The 19,225-nt window shown below is 67.2% G+C and carries 18 protein-coding genes; 5 read left to right on the forward strand and 13 right to left on the reverse strand.

Annotated features, from left to right (window positions below; translation table 11 throughout):
- Positions 1-38: 38 nt before the first annotated feature.
- Genes ACETPF_RS16090 through ACETPF_RS16100 form a run of 3 tightly spaced genes read left to right on the forward strand, consistent with a single transcriptional unit; the run spans position 39 to position 2,596 of the window.
- On the forward strand, positions 39-455 hold the full coding sequence (locus tag ACETPF_RS16090) for a nuclear transport factor 2 family protein (RefSeq protein ID WP_373935565.1): 417 nt from the start codon (positions 39-41) through the stop codon (positions 453-455).
- A gap of 17 nt (positions 456-472) precedes the next feature.
- The gene (locus ACETPF_RS16095; protein ID WP_373935566.1) at positions 473-1,252 is read left to right on the forward strand and encodes an SDR family NAD(P)-dependent oxidoreductase; all 780 of its coding nucleotides are present in this window, start codon (positions 473-475) and stop codon (positions 1,250-1,252) included.
- Positions 1,253-1,258: 6 nt separating this feature from the next.
- A complete protein-coding gene (locus tag ACETPF_RS16100) occupies positions 1,259-2,596 on the forward strand; it encodes an aromatic ring-hydroxylating oxygenase subunit alpha (RefSeq protein WP_373935567.1) in 1,338 nt (445 codons plus the stop codon).
- 5 nt (positions 2,597-2,601) lie between these two features.
- Here the strand turns inward: ACETPF_RS16100 and ACETPF_RS16105 are convergent, their stop codons facing one another.
- The 3 genes from ACETPF_RS16105 to ACETPF_RS16115 form a co-directional block, all read right to left on the reverse strand.
- Positions 2,602-4,815 (reverse strand): amylo-alpha-1,6-glucosidase, encoded by a 2,214-nt coding sequence (locus ACETPF_RS16105; RefSeq protein ID WP_373935568.1) that lies wholly within the window; start codon positions 4,813-4,815, stop codon positions 2,602-2,604.
- Positions 4,816-4,824: 9 nt separating this feature from the next.
- Complete coding sequence (locus ACETPF_RS16110) at positions 4,825-5,916, reverse strand: glycosyltransferase family 4 protein (RefSeq protein ID WP_373935569.1); 1,092 nt, start codon at positions 5,914-5,916, stop codon at positions 4,825-4,827.
- 185 nt (positions 5,917-6,101) lie between these two features.
- The gene (locus ACETPF_RS16115; RefSeq protein ID WP_373935570.1) at positions 6,102-6,572 is read right to left on the reverse strand and encodes an Lrp/AsnC family transcriptional regulator; all 471 of its coding nucleotides are present in this window, start codon (positions 6,570-6,572) and stop codon (positions 6,102-6,104) included.
- 94 nt (positions 6,573-6,666) lie between these two features.
- Between ACETPF_RS16115 and phhA the strand changes: the two genes are divergently transcribed.
- Together phhA and hppD are read left to right on the forward strand one after the other, a co-directional pair.
- Positions 6,667-7,539 carry a phenylalanine 4-monooxygenase gene (phhA, locus tag ACETPF_RS16120; protein WP_373935571.1) on the forward strand — a complete coding sequence of 291 codons (873 nt, stop codon included), beginning with the start codon at positions 6,667-6,669 and terminating at the stop codon, positions 7,537-7,539.
- Complete coding sequence (gene hppD, locus ACETPF_RS16125; RefSeq protein ID WP_373935572.1) at positions 7,536-8,576, forward strand: 4-hydroxyphenylpyruvate dioxygenase; 1,041 nt, start codon at positions 7,536-7,538, stop codon at positions 8,574-8,576. Before phhA ends, hppD begins: the two co-directional genes overlap by 4 nt.
- Here the strand turns inward: hppD and ACETPF_RS16130 are convergent.
- Genes ACETPF_RS16130 through ACETPF_RS16175 form a run of 10 tightly spaced genes read right to left on the reverse strand, consistent with a single transcriptional unit; the run spans position 8,560 to position 19,201 of the window.
- Positions 8,560-9,729, reverse strand: coding sequence for a glycosyltransferase family 4 protein (locus ACETPF_RS16130; protein ID WP_373935573.1), 1,170 nt, complete (start codon positions 9,727-9,729; stop codon positions 8,560-8,562). The genes hppD and ACETPF_RS16130 overlap by 17 nt on opposite strands.
- Positions 9,726-10,925 carry a DUF1972 domain-containing protein gene (locus ACETPF_RS16135; protein WP_373935574.1) on the reverse strand — a complete coding sequence of 400 codons (1,200 nt, stop codon included), beginning with the start codon at positions 10,923-10,925 and terminating at the stop codon, positions 9,726-9,728. Before ACETPF_RS16135 ends, ACETPF_RS16130 begins: the two co-directional genes overlap by 4 nt.
- Positions 10,918-11,733 (reverse strand): class I SAM-dependent methyltransferase, encoded by an 816-nt coding sequence (locus ACETPF_RS16140; RefSeq protein WP_373935575.1) that lies wholly within the window; start codon positions 11,731-11,733, stop codon positions 10,918-10,920. Before ACETPF_RS16140 ends, ACETPF_RS16135 begins: the two co-directional genes overlap by 8 nt.
- Positions 11,730-13,331, reverse strand: a complete 1,602-nt coding sequence (locus ACETPF_RS16145) for a GumC domain-containing protein (protein WP_373935576.1) — start codon at positions 13,329-13,331, stop codon at positions 11,730-11,732. Before ACETPF_RS16145 ends, ACETPF_RS16140 begins: the two co-directional genes overlap by 4 nt.
- Complete coding sequence (locus ACETPF_RS16150; protein ID WP_373935577.1) at positions 13,328-14,077, reverse strand: polysaccharide biosynthesis/export family protein; 750 nt, start codon at positions 14,075-14,077, stop codon at positions 13,328-13,330. The genes ACETPF_RS16145 and ACETPF_RS16150 overlap by 4 nt, the downstream gene beginning before the upstream one ends.
- Positions 14,074-15,117 (reverse strand): glycosyltransferase family 2 protein, encoded by a 1,044-nt coding sequence (locus ACETPF_RS16155; protein WP_373935601.1) that lies wholly within the window; start codon positions 15,115-15,117, stop codon positions 14,074-14,076. The genes ACETPF_RS16150 and ACETPF_RS16155 overlap by 4 nt, the downstream gene beginning before the upstream one ends.
- The gene (locus ACETPF_RS16160; RefSeq protein ID WP_373935578.1) at positions 15,005-15,982 is read right to left on the reverse strand and encodes an NAD-dependent epimerase/dehydratase family protein; all 978 of its coding nucleotides are present in this window, start codon (positions 15,980-15,982) and stop codon (positions 15,005-15,007) included. Before ACETPF_RS16160 ends, ACETPF_RS16155 begins: the two co-directional genes overlap by 113 nt.
- On the reverse strand, positions 15,979-16,701 hold the full coding sequence (locus ACETPF_RS16165; RefSeq protein ID WP_373935579.1) for a sugar phosphate nucleotidyltransferase: 723 nt from the start codon (positions 16,699-16,701) through the stop codon (positions 15,979-15,981). Before ACETPF_RS16165 ends, ACETPF_RS16160 begins: the two co-directional genes overlap by 4 nt.
- A complete protein-coding gene (locus tag ACETPF_RS16170; protein ID WP_373935580.1) occupies positions 16,698-17,780 on the reverse strand; it encodes a glycoside hydrolase family protein in 1,083 nt (360 codons plus the stop codon). Before ACETPF_RS16170 ends, ACETPF_RS16165 begins: the two co-directional genes overlap by 4 nt.
- The gene (locus ACETPF_RS16175; RefSeq protein WP_373935581.1) at positions 17,780-19,201 is read right to left on the reverse strand and encodes an undecaprenyl-phosphate glucose phosphotransferase; all 1,422 of its coding nucleotides are present in this window, start codon (positions 19,199-19,201) and stop codon (positions 17,780-17,782) included. Before ACETPF_RS16175 ends, ACETPF_RS16170 begins: the two co-directional genes overlap by 1 nt.
- Between the last annotated feature and the right edge of the window lie 24 nt (positions 19,202-19,225).

Consider the following 19,225-nt stretch of genomic DNA (forward strand, 5'->3'; position numbering starts at 1 on the left):
GGCATGGTCGGCCGGAGAGGCAGGATCAGGAGAGGCCCATGGACATGGAACGCTACGCGCAGGTCAAGGCCATGGTCGAGCGCATCTACCAGCTGAGCGCCACCGGCCAGTGGGACGCGGTGGACGACATGCTGACCGACGACTTCGTCATCCATGAGGCGGAAAGCCTGCCCTTCGCCGGCTTCTACCACGGCAAGCGCGCGCTCCAGGAACTCTATGGCAAGGTGTTCGGCTTCTGGGACGATCCCGCGCTCGAAACCGGCGACATCTGCGTCGGCGAAAATCATGCCGTCGTCATGGTCGTCGTCACCGCCACGGCCAAGCATAGCGGCGAACGGCTGCGGATGCCGCTCACCGAAGTCTTTCACCTGCGCGGCGACAAATTCAGCGGCATCACCCCCTATTATTTCGACACCACCGCCATCGCGCGCGCCAACGGCCTGATCCCGGCCTGATTGAAGGACAGGACGATATGGCAAATCTCTCCGGCAAGGTCGCGCTCATCACCGGCGGCACATCGGGCATCGGCCGCGCCTGTGTCGAGCGGCTGGTCGCCGACGGCGCCCGCGTCGTCTTCACCGGATCGAACGCGGACAAAGCGCAAAGCCTGTGCGACGCGACCGGCGCGACCTTCATCCGCGCCGCGGTGCAAAACCCGGACGACTGGGCGGCGGTCGAGGAGCAGGTCGCCCGCGACTTCGGCCGGCTCGACATCGCCTTCGCCAATGCCGGCACCGAGCGCGGCGACGCCCATATCGAGGCGCTGTCGCTCGACGCCTGGAACGAGATCGTCGCGATCAACCAGACCGGCGTTCTGCTGACCATCCAGTCCGCCATCCGCCTGATGAAACGCAACCCCGGCGGCACCGGCGGTTCGATCATCGTCAACAGCTCGATGAACGCCAACCGCGCGCTCAGCAACTATGTCAGCTATTCGGTCACCAAGGCGGCGGTGGTCGCGATGGTCAAATCGGTCGCGATCCATTGCGGCCTCGAACGGCTTAATATCCGCTGCAACGCGATCCTGCCGGGCGTGGTCGAAACCGACCTCATTTCCAACATCATCGCCAAATGCCCGGACCCGGACGCCGCCCGCGCCGCCTATAACGGCATGTCGCCGATGGGCCGCATGGCAAGGCTGGAGGAAGTCGCCGGCCTCGTCGCCTATCTCGCGTCGGACGAAGCCGCCTTCATCAACGGCGCGGATTACGCCATCGACGGCGCGACCACGGCCGGCATGACCGGGGTCTGACCTGAAATGACGCAGCCGCCCCGCCACCCGTTGACGCTGGACGGCCGCGATCCCGCCAATCTGCGCGGCGACCCGATCACCGGCGATCGCTACACCTCGCGCGATTTCATGCAGCGCGAATGGGACCATATGTGGACCCGCATCTGGCATGTCGCCAGCCGCACCGCCGAACTTGCCGAACCGGGCGACTATGTCGTCCATGACTTCCGCCATGAAAGCGTGATCTGCGTGCGGCAGGACGACGGATCGGTCCGCGCCTTTTACAATAGCTGCGGCCATCGGGGGATGCGCCTCGCCGATGGCGCGTCGAGCGTCCGCGCCTTCACCTGCCCCTATCATGGCTGGACCTGGGGCCGCGATGGCGTGCTCGCCCACGCCCAGGACGCGCATGATTTCCCGCAAGGCAATCCCTGCGGCAAGCTGAAACTACGCGAGTTGCGCTGCGCGACCTGGGGTGGCTTCGTCTGGTACACGATGGACGATCAGGCGCCCGACCTCCTCGATTATCTCGCGCCGCTGCCCGATCTCTACCGCGCCTATCCGATGGACAGCGCCGTCCGCGTTGTATGGATGCGGATCAACCTCAACACCAACTGGAAGTTCGCGACCGACAACTTCTCCGAAAGCTACCATACCCGCACCGCCCATCCGCAGGTGCCGCCATGGATCGACCAGGATGTCGACACCGCCCGGCACGAAATGTATCCGGGCGGCCATGGCCGCACGGTCCAGCCGATGCGCCCGTCCCTGAGCGACCGGCTGCCTGACGGCATGCCGCACCCCTTCGATCATATCCTGCGCCAGTGGGACATCGATCCCGACGCCTACCCCGACTATGAGACCAGGGCGATGCAGGGCTGGCGCGACCTCAAGGCCGCCAAGCGCCGCCTGTGGCGCGAGCGCGGCTACGTTCATTACGAACATATGGATGATGAGCAGATCACCGACAGCCCGCACACGGTGATCTTCCCCAATGTGACGATCAGCTTCCTGCCCGACAATCTCATCTTCTTCCGCACCGAACCGCATCCCGACGATCCCGGCAAATGCCATTTCGACCTCTGGTGCATGGCCTTCCCGGTCGCGGGGCAGGAGATGGTCGAATCGATCATGGCCGGGCCGCAGCCCTTGCGGGAGGCGGAGCGCGAGGTCCGCGATTTCGACAATGGCCGTGGCGTGCCCGAACTCGCCGGGCAGATCGTCTATCAGGACATGATGCTCGCCGAAGGGATGCAGCGCGGGATGCACTCGCGCGGCTATCATGACGCCTATCTCGCCGCCCAGGAAACCCGCGTCCGCTTCTTCCACGAAGTGCTGAACGACTATCTCGAAGGGCGGCGCTGACCGTCCTAGTAGGTCACCGAAATCCCGACCGTGCGCCGCTCGCCGATCCGCCGCGCCACCACTTTTTCGGCCATCCGTTCCAGCGCGATGCTGACGCGGCCGTCGCCCACCGGGATATTTTCCAGCATCAGATCGTCGATCAGGTCGGGCAAAGTCGGGTTGTCGAGCCGCGCCACCCCCTCCGCCGCGTCGAGCCGCAGCCCCAGGAAAGACTGGATCAGCATCAACGGCGCGCCCGCCGACCAGGCCTGCGGGCTGCACGCCACCGGGTAGAATGTCGGCCCCTGCGCCCGCCGGCGCGGGAAGCCGCAGAAGAGTTCGGGCAGGCGCAGCAGGTCGACATAAGTGGCCGCGCTCACCAACCCCTCAAAAATCTGTTTGGCCTCTCGTCGATAGCCATAGCGCGAAAAACCCGCTGCGATCAGCGCATTGTCGTGCGGCCAGATCGACCCGTTATGATAGCTCATCGGATTGTAGCGCGCTTCGGTCGACGCGATAGTGCGGATGCCCCAGCCCGAAAAAGAGGCCGGCGCCATCAGCGTCCGAACCACGCTCTCGGCGCGCGCCTCCAGCGCGAGCCCGGTGAACAGGACATGCCCGGCATTGGACGACCGCACCCGGCACGGCTTCTTCTCGCCATCGAGCGCCAGCACATAGGTGCCGATCTGCGTATCGAAGAAAGCGGCGTCGAACCGCTCGCGCAACTTCTCCGCCCGCGCCGCATAGTCCGCCGCCCGCGCTCCGTCCCCCCAAGCCGTGAACAAAGCCGCCGCGCTCGTCCACGCGCCATAGACATAGGCCTGCACTTCGGCGAGCGCGATTGGCCCCTTGGCTATGCTGCCATCAGCGTGAAACACCGAATCATGGCTGTCCTTCCACCCCTGATTGACCAGCCCCTGGTCCGTGAACCGGCCATATTCGACGAAGCCGTCGCCGTCCCGGTCGCCATGCTGGTCGATCCAGTCGAGCGCCGCCTGGATGTTGGGCCGCAGCCCCGCCAGGAAATCCCTGCCCCCTGTCCGCTCCAGATAGGCCCCTGCCAGCATCAGGAAGAGCGGGGTCGAATCGATGCTGCCATAATAGTGCCGGAACGGCACCTCGCCCAGTTCCGCCATTTCGCCATGGCGCACTTCGTGCAGGATCTTGCCCGGCTCGGCGTCGGACGCCGCGTCGAACGCGCTCGCCTGGTGCGCCGCCAGGTAGCCCAGCACCCCGCGCCCGATCGCCGGGTCGAGCCACAAGGTCTCCAGCGCGGTGATGATCGCATCCCGGCCGAAAATCGTGCTGAACCAGGGGATGCCGGCATAGGGATAGGGGCCATATTCGGTCTGGGTCGACAGCATGTGGATGTCGGCCACGGATCGCTGAGTCACCTCGTTGAACAGGCTGTTGGATGACCGCAGCGTGCCGCCCCGCGCCCGCGCCGCGCGCGCATCCTGCATCTTGCCGCGAAGCGCCCGCAGAAACTCCTTGGGCAACGGCGCGTCGCCTGCCTCAGCGCCATCGCAGGTCGCGCGCAGGAACAGGGTGCAGCGCTCGCCCGGTCGCAGGTCGATCTCGAACCGCGCCTCGCTTTCGCTGAGGTGATCGGGCTTGGGATCGAAGCGCAGATGCGTCTGCCGCAATAGATCGTCGCGCCCGCGATAGCGCAGCCACAGCTGGTCCTCCGCCACCTCCGCGGGCAGCATCTCGCCCTTGCGGAGCCGGGTCATTCCCCGAATCTCGAACAGGTCGGCGAAGTCCGCCGCGAAGGCCAGGCTGATCGTCGCCCGCCGGGCCACGCTGTCGAAATTGCGCAGCGTGATCCGTTCATAGATCGCCGCCTCGTGCAGAAAACGCGTGCGGCGCATGTGCAGCAGGTCATGCTCGATCGCGACCCGCCCGTCCGGCCCGTAGAAATCGGGGTTGGTAAGGTCGCAGGTCAGCAACGTATTGTCGTCGCGCAACGCCGAACTCAGCAGCATCGGCCGCATGGAGTTGATCGTCAGGTAAAGGTGCGACAAATGCCGCGTGTCGCGATAATAAAGCCCCTCCGGGCTGCCGATCCCGGCGATCGCATCGCCGCTATGGTCGAACACCGCGAAACTGTCGCCATGCTTCAATGTCCGCGGCCGCCGCTCGTGGAGCGAAGCGGTCGCGGGGATGAAGAATTGCGTCTGCGCCTGCGAAAGATTCTGCCCCGGCTCCAGGGTCGGATCGACCTGCGGCATGGACGACATGGCGGCTCCTTAGGCTACGATCTGCAATTCGGCTTCCTCCCCCCGCTCGCGGCGAAGCCGCGCCGCTTCGGTGCGGGCGCCGGGAAGCGCATGGTAGAGCGAGACATAGTCGATCGCCATCCGCTCCGCCGTGAAACGTGCGTCAAACGCGGCGCGCACACCGCGCGGGTCGAGCTCGGGCAGGCGGGCGAGCGCCGCGACGGCCCCGTCCTCACTATCCACGATCACGCCCGATCGACCATGGTCGATCACCTCGGGCACCGATCCGCACCGGAACGCGATGACCGGCGTGGCGCAGGCCATCGCCTCGATCATCACCAGCCCGAACGGCTCGGGCCAGTCGATGGGGAAGAGCAGAGCGCTCGCCCGGCCCAGGAAATCGGCCTTCTGATGCTCGTTGATCTCGCCGATATACTCGATATCGGGGTAAAGATCGACCAACGGCTTGATCTCGCTTTCCCAGTAGGCGCGATCGACATTGTCGATCTTTGCCGCGATCCTGAGCGGCAGCCCTGCGCGCGCGGCAATGCGGATCGCCCGGTCGGGGCGCTTTTCGGGCGATATGCGGCCCAGAAACGCCAGATAACCGTCCTTCTCGTAGCGGGGTAGCAGCAAGTCGGCGGGCAGGCCGTGATAGACGGTGCCGGCCCAGTTGACTGGCGGCATCGGCAGCCGCTGATGGTCGGAAATCGACACCAGGCTATGATCGGGGAAGGCGCGGTAGAAGGGCGCGAGGTCGGGCAGGTCCAGCCGCCCGTGCAGCGTCGTGATCGTCCGTCCGGCAAAGCCCTGCACCATCGGGTGATGCAGCAGATCGATGTGGAAATGGATGGCGTCGAACTCGTCGGCGCGCTGGCGCACCTGCTCCAGCAGGATCATATGGTGCGGGATGGGATCCCTGATCGCCGGATTGAGCCGCACCGCCGTCTCGATTACCGGCACCAGCTCGGCGCTGGTGACGGAGTCGCCGCTCGCGAACAAGGTGACCTCATGCCCCTGCCGCACCAGCTCTTCCGTCAGATAGGAAACGATCCTCTCGGTGCCGCCGTAGAGCTTGGGCGGGACGCTTTCGGCAAGCGGTGCAACCTGGGCGATCTTCATGCGGCGGTCCCTCGTCCTTGCAACGCCAACGGCATCGGCGCTGCGCCTCCAATCCGCGAAGGACGCGCAGGTTGCATCGTCATGTGCCCGACACGCGTCTAAAGCCCGCCTAAACCGTTGATTAAAGCCGAAAGAGCGCCGGCAAGCTGATCCTTGTTAATGACATTTTTGAAGGCGGCACGGGCTCAGAGCGGCAGCGCGGTGGTATATTTGGTCATCGCCAGCGCGAAATGCGACGCCGCGCCCGCGACCGAAGGATGCCCCAGCAATATCTGCATCAGGAAGCGGTTATAATCGGCCACGTCCGCCACTACGACGCGGATCAGATAGTCCCACTCCCCCGACATGGAAAAACATTCGACGATCTCGGGCCGATCATCGACGAACCGCTCGAACGCGTTGCGCGCGTCGTGCGCGTGGCTCCGCATCCTTATGTTGCACAGCACATTGACCCCGCGTCCCACCCGCGCCGGATCGACCAGTCGCACAGTGGCGGTCAGGATGCCGGCCGCCTCCAGCGCCTTGATCCGCCGCCAGCAGGACGCGCTCGACGCCCCTACCCGCTCGGCCAGATCCTGATGGCTGATCGCCGCATCCATCTGCAAGGCCGTCAGTATCTTTCGATCAATCTCGTCAAAGCCGCGATTCTGTTTCATATAGATGCCATATCCAGCCTTCCTGTTTCATAATCAAGCCGAACGGCGTGAAATCTGAAACCCTCTGCCCGCGCCCTTCTGCTATGATGTAGCGATGCCCCACCCGGACTCCACCCCGCCCAAAGGCGCTTCGCCCGACTGGATCGTGCCACAGGACTGGGCCGCCTACAGCGCGGACGACCATGCGCTGTGGGACCGGCTGTTCGCGCGGCAGGCGGCGCTGCTCCCCGGCCGGGCCGCGCCCGAATTTCTGAAGGGGCTGGACATATTGCGGATCGACCGCCCCGGCATTCCCGACTTCGCCGAATTGTCCGACCGGCTGATGCGCCGCACGAGGTGGCAGGTGGTCGCAGTCCCCGGCCTCGTCCCCGACCGAGTCTTTTTCGACCATCTCGCCAACCGCCGCTTTGTTGCCGGCCGCTTCATCCGCCGTCCCGACCAGATCGACTATCTTCAGGAGCCCGACGTCTTTCATGACGTGTTCGGCCATGTTCCGCTGCTCGCCAACCCCGTGTTCGCCGATTATATGCAGGCTTATGGGGAAGGCGGGCTGCGCGCCGACGCGCTGCGCGCGATCGACCGGCTGGCGCGTCTCTACTGGTACACGGTCGAATTCGGCCTGATCCGTCAGGATGGCGACCTGCGCCTCTATGGCGCGGGCATCGTCTCCTCCCGCGCCGAATCCCTGTTCGCGCTCGACGATCCCTCGCCCAACCGCATCGGCTTCGATCTGCGCCGGCTGATGCGCACGCGCTATCGCATCGACGATTTCCAGCAGAGCTATTTCGTCATCGACAGTTTCGATCAACTGCTCCGCAGCACCGTGGAGACCGATTTTGCCCCGCTCTATGCGGAGCTTGCGGACCTCCCCGACTACGACATCGACACCATCCTGCCGACCGACCGCGTCATCACGCACGGGACGCAGGCCCATGCCAAAGCCAGCAGCCAAGAGGATCGCCCATGACCGCCAGCCCCGAAAACCCCCTCGGCCTCAACGGCTTCGAATTTGTCGAGTTCACCTCGCCCGATCCGCAGGCGATGGCCGCGCAGTTCGAACAGCTCGGCTTCGTCGCCACCCACCGCCACCCGCGCAAGAACATCACCCGCTACAAGCAGGGCCGCATCAACCTCATGCTCAACCGCGACGATGCCGGCCGCGTCGCCGAGTTTCGCGGCGTACATGGCCCCTCGGCCAGCGCCATGGCCTTCCGCGTCGCCGATCCCGCGGCGGCGATGGACTGGGCGCTGGGGCATGGCGCGGAACGCACGCAGGAAGACGACACCGTCATCATGGGGATCGGCGGCGCCTATCTCTATTTCATTGCCGACGGGACGGACCCCTACGCCGACTGGGCGGAATTTCCCGGCTGGCGCGAAGCGGAAGCGGCCAACAGCGTCGGTCTCGACCTGCTCGACCATCTGACCCACAATGTCCGGCGCGGCCAGATGCGGGTGTGGAGCGAATTCTATCGCACTCTCTTCAATTTCGAGGAGCAGAAATTCTTCGATATCAAGGGCAAGGCGACCGGCCTCACCAGCCAGGCCATGATCGCCCCCGACCGCGCGATCCGCATTCCCCTGAACGAAAGCCAGGACGACAGGAGCCAGATCGAGGAGTTCATCCGCGACTATCATGGCGAGGGCATCCAGCATCTCGCGCTCACCACCGACGACATCTATGCGACGGTCGAAAAGCTGCGCGCGCGCGGCGTCCGCCTTCAGGACACGATCGAGACCTATTATGAGCTGGTGGACAAGCGCGTGCCGGGCCATGGCGAGGATCTGGAACGGCTGAGGGCCAACCGCATCCTCATCGACGGCGACGTCGAGAGCGAGGGGCTTCTGCTCCAGATCTTCACCGAGAATATGTTCGGCCCGATCTTCTTCGAGATCATCCAGCGCAAGGGCAATCAGGGCTTTGGCAACGGCAATTTCCAGGCGCTGTTCGAAAGCATCGAGCTGGACCAGATACGGCGCGGCGTCGTCAGCGTGGACGCTTGAGCCGCGCGGACGCCAGCGCGCGCTCATAGGCGGCGATCAGCCGAGCGAAATGCGCCTCCTCGCTGAAGCGCGCGGCGACGTCGCGATGCGCCGCCGTGCCTAGCGTGCGGCACAGCCTGTCGTCGGTCCATAGCCGTTGCATCTGCCGCGCCAGGTCGTCCGCATCATCGGGCGCGAAGTGCAGCCCGGTCGCGTCTTCCCGCACCGTGTCGCGCAGCGCGCCGATCCGCGCGGCGATCACCGGCACGCCCTGCGCCATCGCCTCGCCGGCGACGATGGCGAAGGTCTCGAACCAGCGGCTCGGCACCACCAGCGCCCGTGCGCCGCGATAGAAGTCGCGCAGCAGCCCGGGATCGCCGCCGATCGTTACGGGCACGCCCTGCGCCTCGAACGGCGTGGGGTCGGAACCGGGCGGGCCCGCCAGGCGGATCGGGATGCCCGTCGTCCGCCCCGCCTTCAGCAGCAGGTCCACGCCCTTTTCCGGCACGAACCGCCCGGCAAAGCCGATATAGCCGCCCCGCGCCGGGTCGACGGGGTCAGCGTCGGCGGGGATCGCACATTCGTTGACGCTGATCCGCTCCGCCGGAATGCCCGCGCGGGTCGCCAGCCAGCCCCGGCTATAGTCGGTCAGCACGATGAACTGATCGACATGCCGGTAGAAATCCCGCCACTGCGCGATGCTGTGCCGCGCCGCGAACGCCGCGCTCTCGAAGCGGTTGCCGCGACAATCGCGCAGCACGATTTGATGCGCGCCCTTGTCCAGGCATCGCGTGCACACCCCCCGCCCGTCATGGTGAGTCGCGATCGGGCAGGTGATGCGGAAATCATAGGCGCTGTGAACGAGCGCGATCCCCGCCTTCGCGCATAGTTCGAACAGCCATGGCGTCAGCAGCGGATAAAGTTCATGGGCATGCACGATGTCGGGCCGGTCGGCCGCGATCCGCGCCGCAAAGTCGCGCATCGCGCCCGGCGCATAGAGGCCGTTGGCGAAAGCGCTCAGCCGCCCCATCAATCCTGGCGGCAGATCGCGACTGTCCCGCTCGAACGTCGCGACCCGCAACCCCCGCCGCCGCGACAGGGCGATCGTCGCGTCCCAGGCATTGTCCGCCCCGCCGCCGCCGCGATGGCGGTTGAAGACATGCAATATCTTCACGCCACCGCCCGCCGCGCGAACAGATCGGGGCGATATGCCTCCCCGATCAGCGCCGCGCTCGGCGTCTGCCCGCTCGTCTTGAGCGCGACGATCCGCCGGAACAGCGCCGCATAGCCATCGACCACCGCGTCCCACCGGAATTCCGCGTCCGCCCTAGCCTTCGCCGCCCGCCCCAGCGCCGCGCGCCGCGCCGGATCATCGTCCAGCGCCCGCAGGATCGCGGCGAGGTCGCCCGCGTCCTTGCCGAAATAGGGGTTGTCCGGTCCCACATTCTCCCGGTGGAACAGCACGTCGATCGGCACGCAGGCCGCGCCCCAGTGCATCGCGCGCAGCAGGCTGGGGTTGGTTCCGCCCACCTCATGCCCGTGCAGATAGGCCGCGCAATGGCGATAGAGCGCATTGAGCGCCCCGGATTCGAACACCCCGCCCACGCACCGCACCTGCCCGTCATGCTCGGCCGCGACCGCGCGGGCATAGTCGCTCTCATAGGGCACGGACCCCACGACGATCAGCGGCCGCTTGACCTCCGACGCGCGATATTCGCGGATGATGAGGTCGACATTATTTTCCGGCTCCATCCGCGCGACCACCAGATAATAGTCGCCCGACGTCACGCCGTATCGCGCCAGCGCCGCATCGTCCGGCGCTTGCCCCACCGCCCCCGAATAGGGGATATAGGTCGACGCCGCGCCATATTCGGCCGCGTAATAGTCCTGCATCGCCCGCGAATCCGTGACCAGCCAATCGGCCGCCCAGGCGCTCACCTTTTCCGCCCATTTATAATAACGCTGCTGCAACCGGCTCCATTTGCGCCGCTGCCAGCCGAGCCCGTCGGTATGGATCACCACCGGCACGCCCCGCGCGCGCAGCGGCAGGACGAATGGCCCGTTGCCCGGATCGACCACGAAGACGAGGTCGAAACCGCGCACGCTCGCGTCCAGTATGGAAAGGTTGCTGTGGACGATGCTCTCGAAGCTTTTGCCGCCCGGCGCGGGCAGATATCGGCATCGTACCCCGTTCCAGACCGGCGGATGCACCTCATAATATTGGCTGCGGCAATAGACGGTGACGTCCATGCCATGATCGCGCACCAGCCCGGTCGCCAGTTCCTCGACCAGCGTCGAAAAGCCGCTGTAGCGCGCCGGAATGCCGCGATCGCCGATGATCGCGACGCGCAAGGAGGCCGCCTTAGCCATGGGGCCTGAACCCGATCCATACGTCCTGCGCCATGTCCGCCGCCGGATCGGGCCGCACCATCGCCACCCGCTCGAACCCGGCCAGCAAGGTGCCCCGCACCCAAGCCGGCGGATGCAGCGCGAAATACCATTTCTTGCCTTCCTCGAACCGCCTCTGCGTGACGATTTGCCCACGCGCATAGGCGTCCGCCTCAGCCTGCCGGGTCAAAAGGTAGCGATAATGGTCGCCATGGGTCGTTGCGATCAGCATCCCGCCCGGCCGCAGCACGCGGCGCAACTCGGCGATCCACGCATGATGCATCGCCTCCGACAAATGGGTGAAGACGGAAAAATTATAGACGACATCGACGCTGCCGTCCGTGATCGGCAGCGGCGGTGCCAGGCCGTTGAGCGCGAAGTCGATCCCCGGCAGCTTCGCCCGGCACCAGTCGATCGTCGCGACATTATAGTCGGTCCCCGTGATCCGCCCCGCCCGCGCGCCCAACAACTCGGGCATATGCCGGATCAGCCGCCCCGGCCCGCAGCCCCACTCCAACACATGCAACGGTGCGTCGCCCGCCATATGGTTGCGGATCAGCCCGGCGAACACCCCGGCCTGAGCGCGCCCGCTGTCATGATAATCGGCCCAATCCACCTTGTTATAGGCGTCGAATGCCAGATCGGCGGGCGGCACCGCAAAGCCAGGATGCGCGGCGACGAACGCCCGGTTGCGCGCCGCCGCCAGCGCCTGTTTGCGGACGAAGGCCACACGGTCCAGCACCGGCAGCAGGCCGAGCGACCGGGTCGCGTTCAATATATGATATTTCATGGCTCGCTCCTCTTGGCGGTGGATCGCGGCGCGTAGAGCCGCCGGACATAGTCGGGATCGCCGCGCACCACCGCGAGCAGCGGGAAGGGCGCGTCGGCCTGCGCCAGCCGAAAGCGGTTGGCGCGGTCGCCCACCAGCTCGACCAGCAGCGCGCAGCCCGCCCCGGCCGCAAGGCCCGCCAGCACGGCGGCAAGTAGCAGCAGCTTCACTTGCGGCGCGTCGGGCTTTTCGGGCAGCGCTGCGCCCTCGACGATGCGGATCGCTGATGGCACCGCCTGCGCCGTCGCCGCCGTCACTGCCGCCGTCGTCAGCTTGTCCTGCAACGCGAGATAGGTCTTCTCCAGCAGGTCATGCGCGCGGCCCAAATCATGGCTGTCCTTCATCTTCTGCGGGATGCGGTCGATCACCGCGCGCTTCGCCGCCACCTCGGCGGACAGCGCCGCCAGCGCCGCCCGGTCACCCGCCAACGTCGCCTCCAGCTCCGCCTTGCGCGCGCGCAGCGCGTCATAGCCGGCATTGCGCGCGATGCTGGTCTGCGCCACCCCGGTCGCCGGCAGCGCGCCAAGCTGCCCGTCCAGCGCCGCGATCCGCTCGTTCATATCGGCGACGTCGGGCGAATCGGCGCGATAGCGGATCAGCATCGCGTCGCGCGCGCTCACCAGCTTCGCCCGCTCCTGCCGCAGGGCGGCGGCTACCGGATTGTCCTGCACCAGCCGCGACGCGACCAAAGTCTGCCCTTCGCGCGCCAGTTGCGCGGAGACCGCGCCCAGCATCTTGCGCGTCTCGGCGATCGCGGTGCGCTTGGCGTCCAGTTCGCCCTGCCGCGCGAGATACTGGCCGATCTCGACCTTGTCCTTCTCGAACATCAGCAGCATGTCGTTCTGAGTGTAATAGCGCGCCATCCGCGCCTCAATCGCGCGCAGCCCCTGCCGCGCCCGCTCGGCCTCCGCCGCCAGCGCCGCTTCCGCCTCGCGCGCTTCCGCCGCGAAGCGCGTGCGCCGTTGCGCGATATAGGTCGCCGCTACCCGGTCGGCGATCTGCGCGACGCGCGGCGAAGGACCACGCACCGTCAGCAGCGCGACATGGCTGTCGGGCACCTGCGTCACGAACACGCCGGCCCGGAAGTCGTCGAGCGTCCGGGCGCGGTCAATCTCCTGCGCGCTCGCGACATAGGGCGATGCTGGGCGTGCAAACAGCGCCGCCTTGGTGGCCCGCCACGCCTGCCCCGGCCAGCTTTGCGTCCACAGCCAGGTCGCATAGCGCAGCGGAGGGTGATAAACGTCGCCATAGGTGAGCCGCTCGTCGGCGATCACCTGTTTCAGCACCGGCCCGGATGTCGCCAGCACCATCTCGTCCTTCAGCGCGTCTCGCCGAAACACCGCCCAGTCGCCATAGAAGGCCTCGCGCTCGCGGTCGTCGTCGGCCACGGCGGAGAGGGTGACGCTCGCCGAATAGACCGGCGGCCAGACGATGATGTAAAGCCCGACCAGCGCCACCGTCAGCAGCATCACCGCCCCCACCAGCCGCCGATGCGCCCGCACCGCATAGGCGACGATCCGCCCCGCGCGGCGAAAGTCAAAGCTGTCCGCCTCGCTCATCGGTCGATCTCCTGAAGCAGCCGAAGCTGGACATAGGGGGCCATCAACTGGGTCAGCCCGCCCAGCGGCGCATTGACCCAGGTCTGGAGGAAGCGGGCGAAGCGCGCCCCGCCGCTTTCCTGCACCACCAGCACGTCGCCCGCGCGCAGCGGCACATTCTGGAGCGACAGCAGCAGCCCCGCATGGCCGCGCGCCTCGTTGCGCAGCAGATGCGCGACCAGATGCCCGTTGGCGTCCAGCCGGATCAGCGCCACGCCCGACAGCGCGGCGGACTTGCCCGCATCGCCCGCCAGGATGATCGCCTGCGCGGCGGTGGGCGCGTCGCGCAGCGCCACCGCGCCCGGCCGGCTCACCTCGCCCGCGACAAAGACCTTCGCCTCGCGCGGATTGGCAACGCCGATGCTCACCTGCGGATCGCGCACCCGCGCCAGCAGTACGGCGCGGATCGCCGCGCTCGCCTGGCCCGGCGTCAGCCCCGCGACCGCCACATCGCCGGATCGCGGCAACGTCACCATCCCGTCGGGCCGGACAGTCGCGCTGCGCGACAATTCGGGCATATGATCGACCATGATCTCGATCATGTCGCCCGGACCCAGCAGATAGGCCTGCTCGTAGCGCGCGGTGGAGCGGATCACCTCCGGCGCGGCGGGCAGGGCAACCGGCTCCCGTAGCCCGCCCGAACATCCGCCCAGCAGCATCGGCACGATCAGCAGCAGCGCGGTCAGAATGTTGGTGCGGGCTTTCATGCGCCGCCCCTCCCCAGCCGCATCCGCATCGCCCAGGCGCGCGGCGACAGCGGATTGGCGGCGAGCGCCTGGCCCAGCGCCGTCTTCGCCCCGGTCGCGTCGCCCGCCTCCAGCCGCATCTCCGCCACCGCGCGATGCAGCCGCGCGACGATCCGTCGCCGCCGCCGCTCCGGCGCGCCCATGTAACGCCGCCGTTCCAATATGCGCAGCATCGTTCCGACCACATCGGGATTGCCCATCAGCCCCAGCGTGTGGCGCAGCGACCCGTCATGATAGCGGAAGCCGACCAGAGCCGCCGGATCGAACCATCCGCTCGCCCCCATGTCCCCCAGCCGGGTGAAGATATTCAGCTCGAACGGAAAATTGCCGTGGCAATCGGCATCGACGAAGCCCGACATGTGCAGCATCCGGGTGCGGAACAATGTTCCCGATATCGGCGTGAACCCGCTCGCCATATGCGTCTCCAGAATCGGAAAGCGCCCGCCGCGCCGCCGCCGCCCATGTGCGCGGCGATAGGCGGCGGTTCGCGCGGGTGAGGGCGCGCCGCCCTGATCCATCAGCCACGGATTGGCGACGAACAGGGCCGCGTCGGGCGCCGCCTCCAGCGCCGCCACCCCGCGCGCCAGCCAGTTCGGCGCGACCAGATCATCGTCGTGCAGGATGCCGAAAAATTCCGCCGATCCGGCCGCCGCCAGCAGATAGCGGCCCTGCCCATATTCGCCGCCATTCTCCGCCTGTTGCACAAAGGCGAAGCGCGGATCGCGGAGCCCCTCGACAAAGGCGCGCACCTGCTCGCCAACATCGCCGGGCGAGGCATTGTCGCTCACCACCGCGCGAAAATCGGTGAAGCTCTGCGCGCGCAGGCTTGCCACCGCCTCGCGCACATAGGCGGGGCGGTTGTAGGTCGGGATGCCGATGAAGGCGCGATCAGAAGAAATGGCGATGCTCCCTGTACCAGAGGAAGGTCTGCGACAATCGCTGGTCCAGCCCCGCGCCCGGCCGCCAGCCCAGCTTTTCGGCCGCCAGCGCGCTGGAGAGATATTGCGCCTGAATTTCGCCATGGGCGTGATTGCGGACCTCCGGCTCCAGGTCGGCGCGCCCCGCCGCCGCCAGCGTCCGGCGGGTGAGGTCGAGCACGCTCACCGGCTCGCCCGTCCCGAAATTGAAGGCGCGGCCCACCACCCCCTCGTCGCCCAAATGCTCGGCGACGCGCAGATAGCCCTGCACGATATCCTCGACATAGACATAGTCGCGCACCGGCGACCCGTCCGACCGGATCACCGGCCGCGCCCCGTCGATCGCGGCGAGGCAGGTGCCCGGCACGATGCGATTGACATTGAGGTCGCCCGGCCCGAACAGATTGCCGCATCGCGTGATCGCCACCGGCAGCCGATAGGTGTTGGCATAGCTCAGCGCGATCAGGTCGGCGCAGCTTTTCGACACGTCATAGGGGTGCCGCCCCTGCAACGGGAAATCCTCATGATAGGGCAGCGCCGCATGGTCGCCATAGGCCTTGTCCGAGGAAGCGACGACGATCCGCTCGATCGTCGCCACCCGCCGGCACGCCTCCAGCAGCACCCACGTCCCCTTGATATTCGCCTCGAAGGTGGAGAGCGGATTGCGGTTCGCCACCCCCACGATCGCCTGCGCGCCGAGGTGAAACACGGTGTCGACCGCATATTCGTTCAGCGCCCGCTCGATGACCCCATAATCCTCCAGCGCGCCGCGCACGATCTTCGCCCGCTTCGACAGGTCGGTGGCGGCGAAGCGCGACTGCGGCACCATGTCGCGCACCAGCGCCACCACCTGCGCGCCCTGCTCCAGCAGGTCGGCGACCAGGCTGCCGCCCAGAAAGCCCGTGGCCCCGGTGACGAGGCAGGTTCTGCCCCTCCAGAAGCCGCTCACGCGGCGCGCTCCTCTGGCTCGGGCGACGCGATCCACGGCGCCGGGCCGCCCAGCGCGAGCAGCTCGTCCATCTCGACCACATCCTTGTAGAAATCGAACGACTTGAAGAAGCCCTCATGCCGGTAGGTAAAGGCGTCCCCGCGCGCGATCAGCGGCGGGATGATGTCGCGCTCCAGATTGTCGCCATCCCATGTGTCGAACAGGCGCGGGTCCATCACCATGAACCCGGCGTTGATCCAGTAATCGGCGATCAGCGGCTTTTCCATGAAGCGCGCGATCCCGCCATCCTGCCGCACGGTAAGCACGCCATATTGCGAATACATCGGCACCGACGTGATCGACAGCCGTCCGCCATGCGCCCGGTGAAAGGCGACGACATCATGCATCGGCACGTCCGACAGCCCGTCGCCATAGGTGGCGATGAACGGCCCGTCGATCAGGTGGCGGCAGTTGAAGATGCGCCGCCCGGTATCGGCATCCTCGCCCGTGTCCACGATCTCGACATGCGCGCCGATATCTTTGCCCTCGAAATAATCGTGCAGCACGTCCTGCCGATATCCCGCCGCCAGCACGAATTCGCGAAAACCCTGGCGGATGAAATTCTTCATGACATGGACCAGCACCGGCGTGCCGCCCAGCGGCAGCATGGGCTTGGGCAGATAGGTGGTGAAGGGAAAGGCGCGGATGCCCTGGCCCCCGCAGAGAATGACGACCTTCATGGCTTGGCTCCTTGTGGTGATGGATGGACAGGAAAGGTGGCGAGGCCGATGCCGAATTCCGGCCCGCTGACGCCCCGCAGGATCAGCGGCGCCAGCCGGTCGCGCGCGACATGCCCGCCGAACCAGAGCTTCAATGCGCCGCCGTCGATCAGCGGCGCGGGCGCCAGGATTTCGCCGTCGGTCCAGCGCGTGCTGTCCCGCGTCAGCAGCGGCGAACCGTCCTCGACGAAATGGATGCCGTCGTCGGACCGGGCGCGTTGAATCGCCACCTGCTGCCATTCGGGGTCGGCGTGCCTTCGGACATGCGCGACCGAATAGAAAAGATCGACGCCACCATCGTCCCGCGCCAGCGCTGCGGGCGACGCATAGCCGGCATAGCCCTCCGCCGCCGGATAGAGCGGCCCCTGGGTCAGCACCTGGCGCGGTGCGCTGAACCGCCTGCCATCCTCGCTCTCGATCATGCCGATCGACTGCACCGGCGGGCCGCCGCCGGGCCGCGCGCCGACCGCCGAAAAATAGATGACCAGCCGGCCGCCCAGCACCACCGCGCCCGGTTCGCTCACCAGATAGCCGTCCCAAGCCTCGGTCCGCCCGCTCGCCTTCAGCAAAGTCCAGCGCGCCACCCGCCAGGCGATCCCGTCCTCCGACGCCGCCAGCCCGATCGCCATCGGGCTAGGCCCGCCGGCCGGGTAGATGCCGGTGAACGCCATCCAGTAACGCCCCGCAAAGCGCACCACGCTCGGCGTCTCGATGCTGGCATAGGGGCCGCCAGCCGGCGTCAGCAGCGGACGGTCTGGCGACAGGGTCCAGCGAACCCCGTCCCCCGACACCGCGCGAAACGGCAGGATCGGCGGCTCGAACGGCGCGCCCGTGCTGCTCGTCATATAGAGCACATAGCGCCCGCCCTCGCGCAGCAGGCTGGGGTCATTCCACAACCCCTGCCGGCGCATCGCGCCCGCCGGGATGACCGGCGCGTCGGCGCTCACGCTGGCCGCCGCCTTGGCGCTCGGCAGCACCGGCGCTGGGTCGGGCTGCGCGCACCCGGCGACCAGCGCCAGCAGAGGCAGGGCGGCGCGCATCAGTAGGCGTTCCGCTGCACGAACGGCACCAGCAATGTCCGCGCCAGGATCGTCAGGTCCAGCCACAGCGACCAGCGGCGCAGATAATCGATATCGTGCGCGACCCGCTGCTGCATCTTGTCCAGCGTCTCGGTCTCGCCGCGCCACCCGCTGACCTGCGCCAGGCCCGTGATCCCCGGCTTGATCTTGTGTCGCACCGCATAGCGGCGGATCATCGGGCGGAATGCGTCGTCCAGAGCGACCGGATGCGGGCGCGGCCCCACCACCGACATGCTGCCCAGCGCCACATTGATGAACTGCGGCAGCTCGTCGAGCGAGGTCCGCCGCAGCAGCGCGCCCACGCGCGTCACCCGCGCGTCTCCGCGCCGCGCCTGCGCGAAGTCGGCGTTACCGGCAACCCGCATCGACCGGAATTTCCAAATGGTGAACGGCCGCCCATCCAGGCCATAGCGTCGCTGCCGGTAGAAGACCGGCCCCGGCGTATCGATCCGGATGGCGATGGCGATCAGCAACCCCAATGGCAGGATCAGCGGCAGCGCGACCAGCGTCACGGCCACATCCTCGACCCGCTTCACCACCCGCGACCAGCCGGCGAAGGGCGATTCGACGATGCTGATGACCGGCTGCCCCTGCACATCGTCCCAGCGCGCGCCGATGAGGTCGAAGCGGAACAATGGCGGGCAGTAATAGAGCGAGGCGGTGGTGTCCCCGAACCGCTCGATGATCGCCTTGATCCGCTGCTCCGCCGCCATCGGCAGCGTCACATAGATGCGGCTCACAGCGCCCTGCCGCGCGAGATCGTAGAGCCGGTCGACCGGGCCGCCGAACGGCCCCGTATCGAGCGCCGCCGTGCGCCCCGTCCTCGGCTGACGGTCGTCATAAACGCCCAGCGCCCGCATGCCCATCCAGCGCTGCCGCGCGAAGGTGGCGCACAGCCGTTCGGCCGTCTCGGTCGCGCCGATGAAGGCGGCGCTGCGCTGGTCGTGCCCGAGCGCGCGCCAGCAGCGCAGCGCCATCCGCACCGCGACCCGTGCGCCCAGGATCGCGGCGAGCGCGCTGCCATACCATCCGATCGCCGCTCCGGTCGGCGGCGCATCGCCCATCAGCGCGGTGAGCGCCATCAGCAGGGCGAAGCTCAGCGTCCAGTGCGCGGCAAGATCGGCCAGCTCATGCCGCAGCCGCACCATCCGCCACGATCGGCTCAGGCGAAAGGCCGGCGCGGTCAGCTCCAGCATCGCCAGGCACAGCAGCGCATCGACCGCGATCGGCCGCGTCGCCGACCATCCGCTCCGCGCCGCCAGCAGCAGGCAACCGAGGATCAGCAGGCTGTCGGTCAGCCGGCAGAAGCGCCCGAGCGCCGTCCCCCACTGGCCGATCGGCCCGCTCGCCCTGACATCCGCGTCCCAGCTTGGTTGATGCATATTCCGCCACACTCATGATGAAAT

This window comes from Sphingobium agrisoli (assembly GCF_041877245.1).
In the GTDB taxonomy this organism is placed as follows: Bacteria; Pseudomonadota; Alphaproteobacteria; order Sphingomonadales; family Sphingomonadaceae; genus Sphingobium.